15 protein-coding genes are annotated in these 17,220 nt (G+C 68.3%); 11 read left to right on the top strand and 4 right to left on the bottom strand.

The annotated features are described in order from the left end of the window. Positions 1-16: 16 nt before the first annotated feature. From ACTWJ5_RS01225 to ACTWJ5_RS01215, 3 genes are all read left to right on the top strand, one after another. On the top strand, positions 17-886 hold the full coding sequence (locus ACTWJ5_RS01225) for a Tim44 domain-containing protein (RefSeq protein WP_043269819.1): 870 nt from the start codon (positions 17-19) through the stop codon (positions 884-886). An 878-nt stretch (positions 887-1,764) separates the two neighbouring features. Beyond that, entirely contained in the window at positions 1,765-2,166 is a 402-nt protein-coding gene (locus ACTWJ5_RS01220) for an SMI1/KNR4 family protein (protein ID WP_074980597.1), read from the top strand. A 104-nt stretch (positions 2,167-2,270) separates the two neighbouring features. Then, positions 2,271-2,483 carry a YgdI/YgdR family lipoprotein gene (locus ACTWJ5_RS01215; RefSeq protein WP_009614860.1) on the top strand — a complete coding sequence of 71 codons (213 nt, stop codon included), beginning with the start codon at positions 2,271-2,273 and terminating at the stop codon, positions 2,481-2,483. 7 nt (positions 2,484-2,490) lie between these two features. On the opposite strand, the gene ACTWJ5_RS01210 is transcribed toward ACTWJ5_RS01215, so the two are convergent. Next, entirely contained in the window at positions 2,491-3,153 is a 663-nt protein-coding gene (locus ACTWJ5_RS01210; protein WP_074980596.1) for a GntR family transcriptional regulator, read from the bottom strand. Positions 3,154-3,414: 261 nt separating this feature from the next. Between ACTWJ5_RS01210 and ACTWJ5_RS01205 the strand changes: the two genes are divergently transcribed. The 5 genes from ACTWJ5_RS01205 to ybaL all read left to right on the top strand — a co-directional run bounded on the left by ACTWJ5_RS01205 (position 3,415) and on the right by ybaL (position 9,982). Continuing rightward, positions 3,415-4,809 carry an aspartate aminotransferase family protein gene (locus tag ACTWJ5_RS01205; RefSeq protein WP_444437314.1) on the top strand — a complete coding sequence of 465 codons (1,395 nt, stop codon included), beginning with the start codon at positions 3,415-3,417 and terminating at the stop codon, positions 4,807-4,809. A gap of 311 nt (positions 4,810-5,120) precedes the next feature. Then, entirely contained in the window at positions 5,121-6,503 is a 1,383-nt protein-coding gene (locus ACTWJ5_RS01200) for a glutamine synthetase family protein (RefSeq protein WP_253407842.1), read from the top strand. 194 nt (positions 6,504-6,697) lie between these two features. After that, complete coding sequence (locus tag ACTWJ5_RS01195; RefSeq protein WP_074980594.1) at positions 6,698-7,456, top strand: SDR family NAD(P)-dependent oxidoreductase; 759 nt, start codon at positions 6,698-6,700, stop codon at positions 7,454-7,456. Between the two features lie 142 nt (positions 7,457-7,598). Then, a complete protein-coding gene (locus ACTWJ5_RS01190) occupies positions 7,599-8,102 on the top strand; it encodes an acyl-CoA thioesterase (protein ID WP_009614849.1) in 504 nt (167 codons plus the stop codon). Positions 8,103-8,284: 182 nt separating this feature from the next. After that, positions 8,285-9,982, top strand: a complete 1,698-nt coding sequence (gene ybaL, locus ACTWJ5_RS01185; RefSeq protein ID WP_074980593.1) for a YbaL family putative K(+) efflux transporter — start codon at positions 8,285-8,287, stop codon at positions 9,980-9,982. Positions 9,983-10,042: 60 nt separating this feature from the next. On the opposite strand, the gene pdxY is transcribed toward ybaL, so the two are convergent. Next, positions 10,043-10,912, bottom strand: coding sequence for a pyridoxal kinase PdxY (gene pdxY / locus ACTWJ5_RS01180; RefSeq protein WP_253392063.1), 870 nt, complete (start codon positions 10,910-10,912; stop codon positions 10,043-10,045). Between the two features lie 124 nt (positions 10,913-11,036). Between pdxY and ACTWJ5_RS01175 the strand changes: the two genes are divergently transcribed. Continuing rightward, positions 11,037-11,498: a DUF3301 domain-containing protein gene (locus ACTWJ5_RS01175; RefSeq protein WP_116424600.1), complete on the top strand. Its 462-nt coding sequence runs from the start codon at positions 11,037-11,039 to the stop codon at positions 11,496-11,498. Here ACTWJ5_RS01175 and ACTWJ5_RS01170 read toward each other — a convergent pair whose 3' ends face one another. Beyond that, positions 11,499-12,377: an alpha/beta fold hydrolase gene (locus tag ACTWJ5_RS01170; protein WP_253392062.1), complete on the bottom strand. Its 879-nt coding sequence runs from the start codon at positions 12,375-12,377 to the stop codon at positions 11,499-11,501. Between the two features lie 103 nt (positions 12,378-12,480). Here ACTWJ5_RS01170 and ACTWJ5_RS01165 point away from each other — a divergent pair, with 103 nt between their 5' ends. Further along, on the top strand, positions 12,481-14,238 hold the full coding sequence (locus tag ACTWJ5_RS01165) for a sensor histidine kinase (protein ID WP_444437313.1): 1,758 nt from the start codon (positions 12,481-12,483) through the stop codon (positions 14,236-14,238). Beyond that, positions 14,235-15,569 (top strand): sigma-54-dependent transcriptional regulator, encoded by a 1,335-nt coding sequence (locus ACTWJ5_RS01160; RefSeq protein ID WP_444437312.1) that lies wholly within the window; start codon positions 14,235-14,237, stop codon positions 15,567-15,569. Before ACTWJ5_RS01165 ends, ACTWJ5_RS01160 begins: the two co-directional genes overlap by 4 nt. Positions 15,570-15,807: 238 nt before the next feature. Here the strand turns inward: ACTWJ5_RS01160 and ACTWJ5_RS01155 are convergent, their stop codons facing one another. Further along, positions 15,808-17,151, bottom strand: coding sequence for an APC family permease (locus ACTWJ5_RS01155; RefSeq protein WP_074980588.1), 1,344 nt, complete (start codon positions 17,149-17,151; stop codon positions 15,808-15,810). Positions 17,152-17,220: the final 69 nt, after the last annotated feature.

Below are 17,220 nucleotides of genomic sequence, written 5' to 3'. Positions count from 1 at the left end.
CAAGAGAATGACCCCAATGAAGCGCTTTCTCAGCCTTGCCATGGCCTTCTGTGTCGCCGTGACGCTCAGCCTCGACGTCAATGCCGCCAAACGTTTCGGCGGCGGCAAGAGCATGGGCTCGGCGCCGAGCCACCAGACCCGCCAGGTGCAACCGAACACCGCCCCGAACACCCCCAACGCCGCCGCTCCCGCAGCCGGTGCGGCGGCAGGTGCCGCCGCCGCTGGCGGTGCATCCCGCTGGCTCGGCCCGCTGGCCGGCATCGCCGCCGGCGGCCTGCTGGCCTCCATGTTCATGGGCGACGGCTTCCAGGGCATGCAGTTCCTCGACATCCTGATCATCGCGCTGATCGCCTTCATCGCCTTCCGCTTCATCGCTTCCCGTCGCCGCCAGCAGGCCCAGGGCCAGCCGGCGATGGCCGGCCATGCGCCGCAGCAGCGCGAGATGCCGGCCGCCCAGCCGTCGCCGTTCGGCGCCAGCGCCCGCCCGGCCGCGGCCGCTCCGGCGATCAACGCGCCGAGCTGGTTCGACGAGCAACGCTTCGTCGGCGCCGCCCGCGAGCACTTCCTGTCCCTGCAACAGCACTGGGACGCCAACGAGATGGACAAGATCGCCGAGTTCGTCACCCCGCAGATGCTGCAGTGGCTGAAGCAGGAACGCGCCGAACTGGGCGACGGCTACCAGTCCACCTACATCGACAACCTGCAGGTGCAACTGGAAGGCGTCGACGACCAGGCCGACAAGACCATCGCCACCCTGACCTTCAGCGGCCTCTCCAAGACCTCGCGCTTCGACCAGGGCGAGACCTTCAGCGAAAGCTGGCGCATGGAACGCGCCCAGGGCCAGGACCAGCCCTGGCTGCTGGCTGGTATCCGCCAGAACGGGTGATAGCTGCTGACGTAGGGCTGTTCGCTTGAGCAAGACAGAACGCCGTTTCCCTTCATGGGGAAACGGCGTTTTCGTATCTGGGTGGTATGCATGGGCCCTGTAGGAGCGAGCTTGCTCGCGAACAGTGGTTACCGGCGGGCTGCGGTGTTGGGTGTTAAGAGCGCCCTCTCCCCAACCCTCTCCCGCAAGCGGGAGAGGGGGCTGTTCGGAGTGGGTGGGGAGTTTGGAGTCATCCTGGGACGCCTAACCCCACCCCGTCATTCCCGCGAACGCGGGAACCCAGGGGTTCGCGAGCAAGCTCGCTCCTACGAAAAGCAAAAGCGCGTTCGCTCTGGCTTTTGCTCTTGGACTTCCAGAGAAATATCCGAGCGCACCGGAACGCCCCTTCAGAAGGCCGAGCGAACCCCCCGCTCAGGAGGTCATGCGACATGGATGTCGCGAGAGCCCCGTGGGCTACAGGGACGTACCCTCGGGGCGGGCCTCCGTGGCGGGGGAGTTCGCGAGGGTAGCCCGACTCTGTCGGGCCCGTATGTTGGGGCAAGCCTTTTTGGTTCCTTTTGTGGCGTTTGACAAAAGGGACTCGCCCGAGGGGGCGAAACGAGAAGGCCAGGCAAACTCGGTGCAGCGCAGAAACACCCAAGCCAAGGCAACTGGGTTATTCCCCTTCGGGCCAGCGCAAGCGCTGTTCGCGATGGAGCCGCGTCCCGCGTTCGCGGGAATGACGGGGAGGGTAAGGATGGCGCCTGACTGACAAGCCGCTCAGGACAGCCCCCACCCCAATCCCTTCCACTCGTCCGCCAAACACCCCCGACGTGAACTTGCGCCCAGGCCCGGCTACTACTGTATAAAGCGCCCCAGTCAATCGAGAGGCCCCTGCCGTGGAAGACGTCATCGACCAATTGCGTGAACTCAACGAGCCCGTCCCTGTCCCCCTGGAACTGCCGGACGAGGAACTGCTGGTGGAGATCGAGGAAGAGCTGCTGATCGGCCTTCCGTCGGAATTCCGCGAGTTCCTCCTCAAGGTCAGCGACGTCATCTACGGCCGCCTGGAGCCGGTCACGGTGACCGACCCACACTCCCATACCTACCTGCCGGAGGTGGCCGCGGTGGCCTGGGCGATGGGCCTGCCGCGCGAGCTGATACCGCTCTGCGCCGATGGTGACGACTACTATGCGGTGGCCCAGGACGGCGAGGTGGTGCTCTGGGCGGACGGCGAACTGACCGAGGAAACCTGGGACTCGGTGTGGACCTGGGCACGCGACGTATGGTTGGACACCTGAGCCCGGAGCACTGAATTTCCAAGCGGAGCGGTTGTCACAGTGGCTACCGAGCGTGTACCCAAACCTTCTGCCAAGGCCGGTCCACGATGTCCCTTGGAGACTCTATGAAGCTGAAATTCCTACTCCTCAGCGCGCTGCTGTTCGGCCTGGCCGGCTGTGCCGACAAGGCCGTAGTGATGCTGAACGACGGCAGCGAGGTCCTGGTAAAGGACCATGCCGATTTCGACAAGTACCACGACTACTACGAGTTCGAGCAACTCGACGGGCAGACGATCCTCATCCGCAAGGAAAACGTCCGCTACATCAAGACCGAGTGACGCGCCCTCAGCGCGTCACGCTCGCCCCCGACTCCAGCGCCAGCAGATTCAGCAGGTATTGGCCGAAGTAGGCCAGGTCCTGCTCGACGGCCGCCCGCGCGCCGCGGGCATCGCCCCGCCGGATCGCGTCCAGGGCCTGGCCGTGGAAGTCGTTCAGGCGCAGCGACAGGTCGGCGCCGGTGAACAGCCGGTTGAAAAAGGGTCCGACCTGCAGCCACAGCGCCTCGATCATGCGCAATAGCGTAGGGTTGCCGCAGGCGCGGTAGAGCGTCAGGTGGAAGCGGCTGTTGTGCTCCAGGTAGGCCTGCACGTCGCGCCGCCGCACGGCCTCCTCCATGGCTTCGGTACAGGCCTGCAGGACCTCGATGTCCGCCCCTTGCAGGCGCGGCACCCCGTCCTCCACGGCAAGCCCCTCCAGTGACTGGCGAATCTGCAGGATCTGCAGGAAGCGCTCGCGGGTCATCAGCGGCACCCGCAGCGAGCGCTGCGGCTCGCCCTCCAGGGCACCCTCGGCGACCAGCCGCTGCAACGCGGCGCGCACCGGCATCGGGCTGGTGCCCCATTCGTCGGCCAGATCGCGAATCTTCAACCGCTCGCCGGGCTGGAAGCGCCCGCTGAGCAGGGCCTGGCGCAGGTTCTGGTACAGCTGTTGCTGGAGGTTCTCGGCCATGGCGTCACTCCGCGCGAGCCGGCGGCGCCGGCAGTTGGGCGAAGGTCAGGCTGCAGTTGTGCGTCATCTTCTTTTCCCTTGTTCCGATCAGGCATTCGCGGCGAGCACCGCCCGGCCTTGCCAGTGCGCTCCCATGAGCCATTCTTATTTGTGATCACAAATTCTGTTGAGAAGAAAGATTAACAGGCGTCCTGCAGCATGTATTGACTTTTTTGTGATCACAAACGGAAGATGTGCAAAAAAACAAACGAGGTGTGCAAGATGACCGCCAGCGGAATCGCCCAACAGGCCGTGGATGTATTCACCGCCCGCGAACGCCAACGCTTCCTGGAACAGAACCCGAAATCCGTGGCCCTGGCCGAGCGCGCGCGCAATTCGCTGTACGCCGGCGTGCCCATGCACTGGATGGCCGACTGGTCCACCCCCTGCCCGCTGTTCGTCGAGCGCGCCAAGGGCGCCCGCTTCTACGACGTGGACGGCCACGAGTACGTCGACTTCTGCCTGGGCGACACCGGCACCATGTTCGGCCACTCGCCGGACCCGGTGGCCAGGGCCATCGCCGAACAGGCCAACAACGGCCTGACCACCATGCTCCCGGGCGAAGACGCCGTGGTCTGCGGCGAACTGCTGGCCGCGCGCTTCGGCCTGCCGTTCTGGCAGGTCACCGCCACCGCCACCGACTCCAACCGCTACGTGCTGCGCTGGGCCCGCGCCATCACCGGACGCAACACCCTGCTGGTGTTCGACGGCTGCTACCACGGCACCGTCGACGACGTCATGGTGCGCTACCGCGACGGCGAGACCGTGCCGCGCTCCGGGCTGGTCGGCCAGGCCTACGACCTGACCCAGTACAGCCGCTCCATCCCCTTCAACGACGTCGAAGCGCTGGAAGCCGCGCTGGCCAAGGGCGACGTCTGCGCCCTGCTGTGCGAGCCGGCGATGACCAACATCGGCATGGTCCTGCCCGATCCGGGCTTCCTGCAGAAGTGCCGTGAGCTGACGCGCAAGTACGGCGCGCTGCTGATCATCGACGAAACCCACACCATCTCCACCGGCATCGGCGGCTGCACCCAGCTGTGGAACCTCGACCCGGACTTCTTCGTGGTCGGCAAGCCGATCGCCGGCGGCGTGCCCTGCGGCATCTTCGGCTGCAGCGCGGACATGGCCGAGAAGATGCTCGCCTCGCGGCAGAAGGCCCAGGAAGACAGCCATGGCCACGGCCACAGCGGCATGGGCACCACCCTCTCGGCCAACGCCCTGGCCATGCACTGCATGCGCGCCAACCTGGAACAGGTGATGACCCAGGCCGCCTACGAGCACATGCTGCCGCTGGCCAGGCGCCTGGCCGACGGCTTCCGCCGGCTGATCGCCAAGCACGGCCTGAAGTGGTCGGTGACCGAACTGGGCGCGCGCAGCGAGTTCCAGTTCTGCCCGGTCTCGCCGCGCACCGGCGCCGAGGCCGAAGCGGCCTTCCACGACGAACTGCAGATGGCCCTGCACCTGTACCTGATCAACCGCGGCATCCTGATCACGCCGTTCCACAACATGACCCTGTGCTGCCCGGACACCAGCGAAGCCGACGTCGACCGCCTGATCGACACCCTCGACGCGGGCATCACCGAGCTGCTGGCGATTCCTGGCGCGCGGGAAGCTTGATGCAACGCGCCCCTGGGCCCACCCGAAATACCGTCGCAGGAGCGGACTCCGTCCGCGATGCCTTCCGCCGCCTGCCGGCGGATCGCGGATGAATCCGCTCCTACGGTTCCAGGAAGCACTGCTCTTCGTAGGATGGGTTGAGCTTGCGATACCCATCACCACAGCTGCACCCGAACCTGTAGGAGCGAGCTTGCTCGCGAACGCTCTTTGCAAATCCGCAGCGGGGCGGGTTCGCGAGCAAGAACTAGGCGTCCCCCTCGCTCCTACGAAAAGCAAAAATCCCCGGCGCGCCGCGCCAACCGAGGACCACCATGCAATTCGCCGATCGAAAGGAAGCCGAAGCCTTCCTCGCCGCGCACCCCGAGGTACGCAGCATCGAGCTGTTCATCATCGACGCCAACGGCATCCCGCGCGGCAAGCTGCTGCACCGCGACGAGCTGCTGGCCATCTACGACAACGGCCGGCCGCTGCCCAGTTCGATCCTCGCGCTCACCGTGCAGGGCGAGGACGTCGAAGGCACCGGGCTGGTCTGGGAAGTCGCCGACGCCGACTGCTGGACCTACCCGCTGCCCGGCAGCCTGACCCTGCAGCCCTGGCGTAGCTCGCCCACCGGCCAGCTGCAGGTGAGCATGCACCCGACCCAGGGCCTGCCGGCCACCCCGGCGGACCCACGCCAGGCGCTGGTGCGCGTGGTCGAGCGGCTCAAGGCCGAGGGCCTGCACCCGGTGATGGCGGTGGAACTGGAGTTCTACCTGCTGGACAAGCAGCGCGACGCCCAGGGCCGCCCGCAGCCGGCGCTGCAGATGAACGGCGTGCGCCCGCAGGCGCCGCAGGTCTACGGCGTGTACGAGCTGGAACAGGTACAGCCCTTCCTCGACGACCTCTATACCGCCTGCGAGGCCCAGGGCCTGCCGGTGCGCACGGCCATCTCCGAATACGCCCCCGGCCAGCTGGAACTGACCCTGGAGCACCGCTTCGACGTGCTCCAGGCCATCGACGAAGGCGTGCGCTACAAGCGCCTGGTCAAGGGCGTGGCCAACAAGCACGGGCTGCAGGCCTGCTTCATGGCCAAGCCGTTCGGCGACCGTGCCGGCAGCGGCATGCACCTGCACGTCAGCCTGGCCGACGAACAGGGCAACAACCTCTACGCCAGCGAGCTTTCCGACCTTGAAGGCCCACAAGGCACGCCGCTGCTGCGGCACTCCATCGGCGGCATGATGGCCACCCTGCTCGACTCCCTGGCCATCTTCTGCCCCAACGCCAACTCCTTCCGCCGCTTCCAGGCCAACAGCTACGCGCCGCTGGCCAAGAGCTGGGGGGTGAATAACCGCACCGTGTCCTTCCGCGTGCCTGGCGGCCCGGCCAAGAGCCGGCACATCGAGCACCGCATCTGCGGCGCCGACGCCAACCCCTACCTGGCCGCCGCGGCGATTCTCGCCGGCATCCACAAGGGCATCCGCGAACAGCTCGACCCGGGCGCGGCCATCGAGGGCAACGGCTACGAGCAGGCCCGCGAGTTCCTACCCACCGACTGGCTCACCGCGCTGCGCGCCCTGGAGGCCTCCAGCTGGGCCCGCGAGGCGCTGGGCGAGGAGTTCCTCAAGGTATTCCTGGCCATCAAGTGGGAGGAATACCGGCAATTCATGGGCGAGGTCGGCGAACAGGACTGGCGCTGGTACCTGCACCACGCCTGAGCCACGGCGACCATCAGTCGCCTACGAAAGCTCCAGCGGGATTTACGAAAAAATTACCCTGGCAAAGCGAAGATTCTGGTCTTTTCTTGGTCAGTAGAGACAGAGGGCCGCCCGTGCGGCCCTCTTCCTTGCGGCGTGCCGCCACTGCCTGACGGCGCGCCGTTTCCCTATCAGGCAGGGAGATCACTCAGTCAATGAGCACACCCGTTGTTCTGATCACCGGGGCCGCCGGCGGCCTCGGCAAGGCCATCGCCAAGCGCTTCGCCCAGAGCCACTGGCGCATCGCCGCCACCGACGTCGACAAGAGCGGGCTGCACGCGCTCAACGCCCAGGTGCCGCTGGATGCCAGCGCCGTGGCCGACCTGCGCCGGGCGGACAACTGCCAGAGCCTGGTGGCGGACATCCTCGCCCGCACCGGCCGCCTGGACGCGCTGGTCAACGCCGCCGGGGTCTGGCGCGAGGGGCCGGTGGAGAGCTTCAACGAGGACGACTTCGACCTGGTCCTGGGGGTCAACCTCAAGGCCGCGTTCTACATGTGCCAGGCCGCCACGCCCTACCTCAAGGACAACCGCGGCTGCATCGTGAACATCTCCAGCGACTCCGGGCGCCAGGCCTACCGCGGCTCGGCGGCCTACTGCGCGAGCAAGGCGGCGCTGACCATGCTCACCCGCACCCTGGCCCTGGAGCTGGCCGCGGACGGCGTGCGCGTCAACGCCATATCCCCCGCCGACATCGCCACGCCGATGCTCGACTACCAGGCCGAGCGCTACGGCCAGGGCAACCCCGCCGCCTACAAGCTCGGCCTGCTGCGGGATTATCCACAGGGCAAGGAAGCGCGCTTCATCCGCCCGGAAGAGGTCGCCGACCTGGTCTGGTACCTCTGCGGCCCGCAATCCGAAGCCATCACCGGCGCCGACCTGGCCATCGACTTCGGCCTCTCCGCCGGCCGCTGAGCCGCGCCGCGCGCCAATCTCCCGGCGATTGGCGCGCGCCCCTGTTCGCCGGGGCCAATGGGGGGTATAGAAAAGACTGTGTCGCGGGGCTGGGCGCAGTGCGTCCAGTCTTGGCACCCCCCACCCGCCTTGCGAGAGCGATATGGAACCCGGCAACCACCAACTCAGCATGACCGTCCTGATGACCCCGGACATGGCCAACTTCTCCGGCAACGTCCACGGCGGCACCCTGCTCAAGTACCTCGACGAGGTCGCCTACGCCTGCGCCAGCCGCTACGCCGGCCACTACGTGGTGACCCTCTCGGTCGACCAGGTGATCTTCCGCGAGCCGATCCACGTCGGCGAACTGGTGACCTTCCTCGCCTCGGTCAACTACACCGGCCGCACCTCCATGGAGATCGGCGTGAAGGTGGTCACCGAGAACATCCGCGAGAAATCCGTGCGCCACACCAACAGCTGCTTCTTCACCATGGTGGCGCTGGACGACGAGCGCAAACCCACCGCCGTGCCGCCGCTGCAGCCGGTCACCCGGGAGGAGCGCCGGCGTTTCGCCCAGGCCCAGCAGCGTCGCCAGCTGCGCCAGGAACTTGAGCAGCGTTACCAGGCAATTCGTGAAGAATGGGACAAGGATGCCGACATTTCTTGACAAGATTTCTCAAGTGCCGCTGAAAAAGTCCGACGCGTCAACGAGTTAACCTTGTGCGTTGGCAAGGCCGAAAGCCTCGCCAGCGCCTAGACTTGCCCAATCCGCGGGTTTGCCCCCGTGATCCACCTTCGAACCACCACCCTCCCGGGGCGGCGGTTCCCTGCGTGCCCGGAGCCCAGACCATGCACCACACACCGCTACTGACCACCCTCGCCGTCGGCTTCGTGCTGGCCTTCATCCTCGGCGCCCTGGCCAACCGCCTGCGCATCTCGCCGCTGGTCGGCTACCTGCTGGCCGGCGTGCTGGCCGGGCCCTTCACCCCCGGCTACGTCGCCGACCAGGCGCTGTCGACGGAAATCGCCGAACTGGGGGTGATCCTGCTGATGTTCGGCGTCGGCCTGCACTTCTCGTTGAAAGACCTGCTCTCGGTGAAGGCCATCGCCATCCCCGGCGCGGTGGTGCAGATCGGCGTGGCCACCCTGCTCGGCATGGGCCTGGCCTGGATGATGGGCTGGCCGCTGGGCGGCGGCCTGGTGTTCGGCCTGGCGCTGTCGGTGGCCAGCACCGTGGTGCTGCTGCGCGCCCTGGAACAGCGCCAGCTGATCGACACCAAGCGCGGGCGCATCGCCATCGGCTGGCTGATCGTCGAAGACCTGGCCATGGTCCTCACCCTGGTGCTGCTGCCGGCGCTGGCCGGCACCCTCGGCGGCAAGGCCGAGGACGGCGCCAGCGGCGGCATCCTGCTGCCGATCCTGCTGACCCTGGGCAAGGTGGTGGCCTTCGTCGCGGTGATGATCCTCGGCGGCCGCCGCGTGGTGCCCTGGGCCCTGGAGAAGATCGCCGCGACCGGCTCGCGCGAGCTGTTCACCCTCGCCGTGCTGGCCATCGCCCTGGGTATCGCCACCGGCTCGGCGGTGGTGTTCGGCGTGTCCTTCGCCCTCGGCGCCTTCTTCGCCGGGATGATCCTCAACGAATCCGAACTCAGCCACGAGGCGGCGGAAAACTCGCTGCCCCTGCGCGACGCCTTCGCCGTGCTGTTCTTCGTCTCGGTGGGCATGCTGTTCAACCCGGCGATCCTGATCCACGAGCCGCTGCCGGTGCTGGCCACCTTCCTGGTCATCGTCTTCGGCAAGTCGGTGGCCGCCTACGTCATCGTGCGCCTGTTCGGCCACCCCAACAGCACCGCGCTGACCATCGCCGCCAGCCTGGCGCAGATCGGCGAGTTCTCCTTCATCCTGGTCGGCCTGGGCGTGACCCTCGAACTGCTGCCCGAGCAGGGCCGCGACCTGGTGCTGGCCGGCGCCATCCTGTCGATCCTGGTCAACCCGCTGCTGTTCATCGCCATCGAGCGCCTGCAGGCGCGCAAGGAAGGCGCCCAGCCCAGCGAGGCGCAAGCGCAGGACGAGGACCTGCCGCCGCCGGTGCGCGAACACGAGCACGCCATCCTCATCGGCCACGGCCGCGTCGGCGAACTGGTCAGCGCGCGCCTGCAGAAGGACGGCACGCCGCTGGTGGTGATCGAGGACAAGCGCGAGAAGGCCGCCGAACTGCGCGAGCGCGGCCTGAGCGTGGTGGTCGGCAACGCCGCCAACCCGGAAGTGCTGGCCCTGGCCAACATCACCACGGCGCGCTGGCTGCTGATCGCCATCCCCAACGGCTTCGAGGCCGGGCAGATCGCCAGCCGCGCCCGCGCGGCCAACCCCGAGCTGGACATCATCGCCCGCGCGCACTTCGACGCCGAGGTGGAATACCTGGAACAGAACGGCGCCAACCTGGTGATCATGGGCGAACGCGAGATCGCCCAGGGCATGTACCAGCGCGTCGAGCAGCAGCACGACACCCCTGCGCCGCAGCCGGATGGGTTGCCGCAGTCGGCTTGAGTTCGCGGCGGGCGCCGAGCGCTTTCGGCCCCGCCTCGACGACAGGGGCTGACGCCTCCCTCAGATCGCCTTCGCCTCGAAGCGCACCCGCGGGTGGGCGATGCGGTCCTGGGCGCGCACCAGTTCCAGTTCGTAGCTGCCGCAGTGCTGGGTCTCCAGCAGCACTTCGTGCACCGCCGCGGCGGTGAACTCGAAGGCCGTGCAGGGCGCCTCGCCCAGCAGCAGGCGGGCCAGGAACAGGCCGGAAGTCAGGTCGCCGACGCCCACCGGCTGGCGCGGGAAGGCCAGCAGCGGGCGGCGCAGGTGCCAGCTGCCCTCGGCGCTGACCAGCAGCATCTCGAAGGCGTCCGACGGCTTGCCCGGGTAGTTCAGGTGCTTCACCAGCACCGCCTTCGGGCCGCGCGCCAGCAGGCTGCGCGCCATCTCCACGCAATCCTCCAGGGATTGCGGGCTGCGCTGGCAGAAGCTGTCCAGCTCCAGCTGGTTGGGGCACAGGTAGTCGGCCACCGCGGCGGCTTCCTGGAGCAGGAACTCGCCGACTTCCGGCGCCACGATGCAGCCCTTCTCCGGATGGCCCATCACCGGGTCGCACAGGTAGATCGCCCGCGGGTTGGCCTCGCGGATGCGCGCCAGCGCCTCGAGGATCGCGCGGCCCTGGGCGGCGCTGCCCAGGTAGCCGGAGAGCACGGCGTCGCAGTTGCCCAGCTCGCCGATGGCGGCGATGCCCTCCACCAGCGCCGGAATCTGCTCCGGCGGCAGCACCTGGCCGCTCCAGTGGCCATACTGGGTATGGTTGGAGAACTGCACGGTGTTCAGCGGCCAGACGTTCACCCCGACGCGGCGCATCGGGAACACGGCGGCGCTGTTGCCGGCATGGCCGAAGACGACGTGGGACTGGATGGCGAGGACGTGGGGAGTGCGCGACGACATGACGAATTCCTGCAACTGGATGTGTCAGTATGGGGCGCAAATCACCACCTGGGAACCGGCGGCTCTCGCCGCTTTCCTACAGACTCGGTAAGCTGGAGCGCCTCTTCCCGAGCGGAGCCTTGAAGTGACCTTGGGCAACCTTTTCGTATTCCTCCTGCTGGCCACGGCCGCTGCCTGGTGGTGGCGCGCCCACGGCATCCGCGAGCGCGCCCTGCAGCTGGCGCGCCAGCACTGCGCGCGGCAGGGGGTGGAGCTGCTCGACGAGAACGTCGCCCTGCGTCGCCTGCGCCTGCGCCGAGGGGCCAACGGCATGCTCTGCCTGGCCCGGGAATACGGCTTCGAGTTCACCGCCAGCGGCCAGGACCGCTACGACGGCAGCATCACCATGCTCGGCCAGCGCCCCGGCCCGATCGAGCTGGAGCCCTTCCGCTTCCACCCCGAGCCCCACGAGGTGCGCGCGGTGGTGGAGATCGCCCAGGCCCTGCCGGCGCCCGCGGTCGAGCCGCAGGCGCCGCGGCACAAGGCCGAAGTGGTGCGACTGGACGAGTGGCGGCGCAACCACGCCGACAAGAAGGTCGGCGACTAGCTACTCGTGCCCGAGCAGGAAGCGCGCCACCCGCTCGGCGCTGTCCTGGGGATATTCCTGCATGAAGCAATGCCCGCCGGCGACGTTCTGCCCGCCGACGTGGGTGTTCTGCGCGCACCAGCGGGCCACCGACCTGGGCACGAAGGGGTAGGTCTGCTCGCCGAACAGCACCAGGGTCGGCGTGCTCACTTTCGCCAGCGACGGCCACAGGCGCTTGGGGAAGGAACTGAAGATTTCCGCCTCGCGGCTCGGCCGGCACTTCAGTTCGACGCCGTCGTCCACCGCCTTGATGGCGTTCTCCACATAGGCCCATAGCGCCTCGTCGGTCCAGCCCTTGAAGATGCCGCGGCCGTGCAGGCCGGCGTAGGCGGCGGCGCGGTCCGGCCACTGGCTGCGCCGCGCCCTGGCCTTCTGCACCATGGCCCGGCGCTCGTGCAGGCCGAGCACTTCGGACAGCGCCATCACGCCGATCATCGCCGGGGTGAACAGCACCGGGTCGAGCAGCGCCGCGCGTTCGAACAGCCGCGGATGGCGCGCCAGGATCAGGCTGCTGAGCACGCCGCCGAAGCTGTGCCCGCAGGCGTAGCGCGGCACCTCGCCGTAGACCGCGCGGCCAGCCTCGAAGGCCTCCACGGCCATCTCGGCGTTGCGGTTCCAGCCATGGAAGCGCCCGCCGTGGTCGCTGTCGCCGTGGCCCTGGACGTCGCACAGCCAGAGGTCGAAGTCCCGCGCCAGGTACCTGAGCATCGGCTCGTAGGCCCGCCCGCAGAAACCATTGCCATGCAGGAAGTGCAGCAACGGCTTGCCGCTGGGTTCGCTGCGCCAGCCACGCAGGGTGAAGCCGGCGGAACAGGAATGGGACCAGGCGATCAGCTGCATCGGACGTTCTCCTCGAGGGTCGCGCAGTGTAGCGACCCGCGGCCGCGCCGGACCAGTGCCCGGACATGCTATGGTCGCGCTCCGCCCACCCGCACCGAGCGCCATGAGCCCGACCCGTCCCCTGCGCCTGATCCTCGCCAGCCTGCTGGTGCTGGCCGGCCTGCTGCTGTCGGTGTACTGGGCCGGGGAGAAGGCGCGGCACCGCTCGCTGCTCGCCGAGGCCGAGGCGGCCCATGAACAGTTGGGGCTGTACGTCAGCTCGCTGCGCACCCTGCTGGAACGCTACCGCAGCCTGCCGGCGGTGCTGGCCCTGGACCCGGAACTGCGCCAGGCCCTGGCCGGCCCGGTCGCCGGCGGGCTGCAGCAGGCGCTGAACCTCAAGCTGGAGCGGATCAACGCCGCGGCGCGCTCCTCCACCCTGGAACTGCTCGACCGCGACGGCCTGGCCGTGGCCGCCAGCAACTGGCGCCTGCCGACCAGCTACGTCGGCCACAACTACGCCTTCCGTCCCTACTTCCGCCAGACCATCGCCCAGGGCACCGGGCGCTTCTACGCGGTGGGCGTGACCACCGGCATCCCCGGCTACTTCCTGGCCAACGCGGTGCGCGACGAGGCCGGGCGCTTCCTCGGCGCCATCGTGGTCAAGCTGGAGTTCCCCGACCTGGAACAGCAGTGGAGCCAGACCCCCGACCTGGTGCTGGTCAGCGACACCAAGGGCATCGTCTTCCTCGCCAACCACCCCGGCTGGCGCTACCGCGAATTGCAGCCGCTGGACACCTTCGCCCGCCTGGAACTGGCGCAGACCCGCCAGTACGACCGCCAGCCGCTGAGCCCGCTGCGGCACCACACCCTGCAGCCGCTGGGCGAGGACAGCCGTCTGGTGCGCGTCGGCGCCAAGGACGACGAAACCGACTACCTCTGGCAATCCCTGAGCCTGCCCGACGACGACTGGACCCTGCATCTGCTGCGCGACGCCCGCGGCGTGCAGAGCGACGTCGCCACCGCGCGCCTGGCCGCCGCCGGAGCCTGGCTGGCGCTGGTATTCCTCGCCCTGCTGCTGCAACAGCGCTGGCGCATCGCCCGCCTGCGCCAGCGTAGCCGCGAGGAACTGGAGCAACTGGTGGAACAGCGCACCGCCGCCCTGAAAACCGCCCAGGACGGCCTGGTGCAGGCCGCCAAGCTGGCGGCCCTGGGGCAGATGTCGGCGGCCCTGGCCCACGAGATCAACCAGCCGCTGACCGCCCAGCGCATGCACCTGGCCAGCGTGCGCCTGCTGCTGGACGCCGGGCGCAGCGACGAGGCCCGCGCCGCGCTGGCGCGCCTGGACGACCTGCTGGAGCGCATGGCCGCGTTGACCGGCCACCTGAAGACCTTCGCCCGCAAGACCCCCGGCGGCCTGCGCGAACGCATCGAACTGGGCCACGTGCTGGACCAGGCCCTGCAATTGCTGACGCCGCGCATCCGCGCCGAGCAGGTGGAGGTCAGCCAGGTGCTCAGCGTGCCGGCCTGGGTGCTGGGCGACGCCATCCGCCTGGAGCAGGTGCTGGTCAACCTGCTGCGCAACGCCCTGGACGCAGTGGCCGGCGCCGAGCGCCCACACATCGAGATGACGCTGCGTCGCGAGGACCCGTACTGGATTCTGGAAGTCGCCGATAACGGCGCGGGCATCGCCGCCGAGCACCTGGGCAACGTCTTCGATCCCTTCTTCACCACCAAGCCGGTGGGCGAGGGACTCGGCCTGGGACTGGCGGTATCCTACGGCATCGTCCACGAACTCGGCGGCCGCCTGGAGGCCGCCAACCGTCCCGAAGGCGGCGCGCTGTTCCGCCTGGTGCTGCCCGCCGCGAGCGAAGAGACATGACCGAACACGTGATTTTCGTCGATGACGAAGCCGCCATCCGCGAAGCCGTGCAGCAGTGGCTGCAGCTGTCCGGCTTCACGGTGCGCCTGTGCAAGAGCGCCGAGGAGTGCCTGAAGAACCTGGAGCGCGGCTTCGCCGGCGTGGTGATCAGCGACGTGCGCATGCCCGGCACGGACGGCCTGGCCCTGCTCGAACGCCTGCAGCAGCTGGACCGCGACCTGCCGGTGATCATGGTCACCGGCCACGGCGACGTGCCCATGGCGGTGCAGGCCATACGCGACGGCGCCTACGACTTCATCGAGAAGCCCTTCACCCCCGAGCGCCTGCTGGACAGCCTTCGTCGCGCCCTGGAAAAGCGCCGCCTGGTGCTGGAGAACCGCCAGCTGCGCGAGCAGGCCACGCTCAAGGACCAGGTGGAATCGCGCCTGCTCGGCGTGTCGAAGCCGATGGAAGCCCTGCGCCGCCAGGTGCTGGCCCTGGCCGGCACGCCGGTGAACGTGCTGATCCGCGGCGAGACCGGCGCCGGCAAGGAACTGGTCGCCCGCTGCCTGCACGACTTCGGCCCGCGCGCCGACAAGCCCTTCGTCGCGCTGAACTGCGCGGCCATCCCCGAGCAGCTGTTCGAGAGCGAGCTGTTCGGCCACGAGAGCGGCGCCTTCACCGGCGCCCAGGGCAAGCGCATCGGCAAGCTGGAGCACGCCAACGGCGGCAGCCTGTTCCTCGACGAGATCGAGAGCATGCCGCTGGCCCAGCAGGTCAAGCTGCTGCGCGTGCTGCAGGAGCAGCAACTGGAGCGCCTGGGCTCGAACCAGAGCATCCGCGTCGACCTGCGGGTGATCGCCGCGACCAAGCCGGACCTGCTGGAAGAGGCCCGCGCCGGGCGTTTCCGCGAAGACCTGGTGTACCGCCTGAACGTCGCCGAACTGCGCCTGCCGCCGCTGCGCGAAAGGCGCGAGGACATCCCGCTGCTGTTCGAGCATTTCGCCCAGTTGGCCAGCGAGAAGCTCGGCCGTGAAGCGCCGCCGCTGAGCACCGCGGAACTGGCGCGGCTACTGGCCCACGACTGGCCGGGCAACGTGCGCGAACTGGCCAACGCCGCCGAGCGCCACGTGCTCGGCCTGGACCGCGCCGCGCAACTGGAAGCGCCGGCCGGCAGCGGCCTGTTCGAACGCATGGAAGCCTACGAGGCCGAATGCATCCGCCAGGCCCTGGGCCAGTGCAAGGGCGACATCAAGGCGGTGATGGAACTGCTCGGCCTGCCACGCCGCACCCTCAACGAGAAGATGCAGCGGCATGGGTTGAGCCGGGGGGAGTTTCGCGGGGAGGGTTGACGATCGTAATTCCCCGGAACCGTAGGGACGGGAGGCACCTCACCGTAGGATGGGTTGAGCGAAGCGATACCCATCGCCATGGCCGCATGGGTTTCGCCAAGGCTCAACCCATCCTACGAAGAGCCCCGCACCGGGGTGCTCTTCGTAGGAGCGAGCTTGCTCGCGAACCGCATGGCACCGCGTTTGTTCGCGAGCAAGCTCGCTCCTACGAAAGCCATGCTCGCCTGCAACGTAGCGATCACAACCCCGTGGCGAGTTCGCCGGCCTTGCCGCGCTTGTGCAGCACCGCCAGGTACACCAGGCCCACGGCGATCCAGGCCAGGCCCAGGTACTGGGCGTCGGCGCTCATGCTGACCAGCACGTAGCCGATGATCGCCAGGCCCACCAGCGGGCACAGCAGGTGGCGCACCACCTTGCCGCTCTTCTGGCGGATGAAGTAGTGGTTGATCACCGCCAGGTGCAGCAGGCAGAAGCCGGTGAGCGCGCCGAAGTTGACCAGCGAGGTGAGCACGTCCGGCGCGTCGAGGAAGGCGATGCCGATGCCCAGCGACAGCACCGCCACCAGGTACAGGCTGACGTGGGGCGTCTGGTAGCGCGGGTGGACCTTGGCCAGTACCCGCGGCAGCTTGCCGTCGCGGGCCATCGAGTAGAGCAGCCGCGACACCGCCGCCTGGGAGGTGATCGACACCGTCACGCCCCAGGCCAGCGCCGTGGCCACCGCGGTCAGGGTCGACAGCCACTTGCCGCCGGCGGCCTCGGCTATCTCGTAGAAGGCGGTGTCGGCGGACTGGAAGGTCATGCCCGCGGCCAGGTCGGTGGCCAGCCAGGTCTGCAGGACGAAGATGCCGCCCATGACGAACAGCGCGATCAGCGAGGCGCGGCCGATCTGCTTGGCCGGGTCGCCCTTGACCTCCTCGGCGAGGGTGGAGATGGCGTCGAAGCCGAGGAACGACAGCACGGCGATGGACACCGCCTTCATCACCAGGCCGAGGTCGAAGTGCTCCGGCTGGTACAGCGGCGCCAGGGTCAGCCGGCCGCTGCCCATGCCGCCTTCCAGGGCGTGGTAGCCGACCACCAGGAAGATCGCCAGGACGATCATCTCGGCGATCAGGAACAGCAGGTTGAAGCGCGCGGCGAAGGTGATGCCGCGCAGGTTCACCAGGGTCGCCGAGACCAGGAAGGCGAGCATCCACACCAGCTTCGGCACTTCCGGGAACAGGTGGTTGAGCGCCAGCGCGCTGAACACGTAGAGCAGCGGCGGGATCAGCAGGTAGTCCAGCAGCAGCACCCAGCCGGCGAGGAAGCCGACGTGCGGGTGGATGCCGCGCTGGGCGTAGGAGTACACCGAGCCGGCGATGGGGAAGGCACGGGCCATGGCGCCGTAGCTCAGGGCGGTGAACAGCATCGCCAGCATGCCCACCAGGTAGGCCATGGGCACCATGCCCTGGGAGTCGGCGTGGACCCAGCCATACACGCCGAAGGGCGCGATGGGGATCATGAAGATCATCCCGTAGACGACCAGGTCGGTCAGGGAAAGACTGCGGCGGAGCTGTTGCTGGTAGCCAAACTGTTCGATGGCCATGGGGGAGTCCTCTCGATTCGGCAGCTTTGTCGTTGTTGTCTGCGCCGCGAGCGCGACGGCGTTTCTTGT

Origin of the sequence: Pseudomonas sp. A6, assembly GCF_052367875.1 — a bacterium.
Classification (GTDB): Bacteria; Pseudomonadota; Gammaproteobacteria; order Pseudomonadales; family Pseudomonadaceae; genus Pseudomonas; species Pseudomonas citronellolis.
Note: the sequence above shows the minus strand (reverse complement) of the source record. Positions and strands in the feature narration are given on the sequence as shown.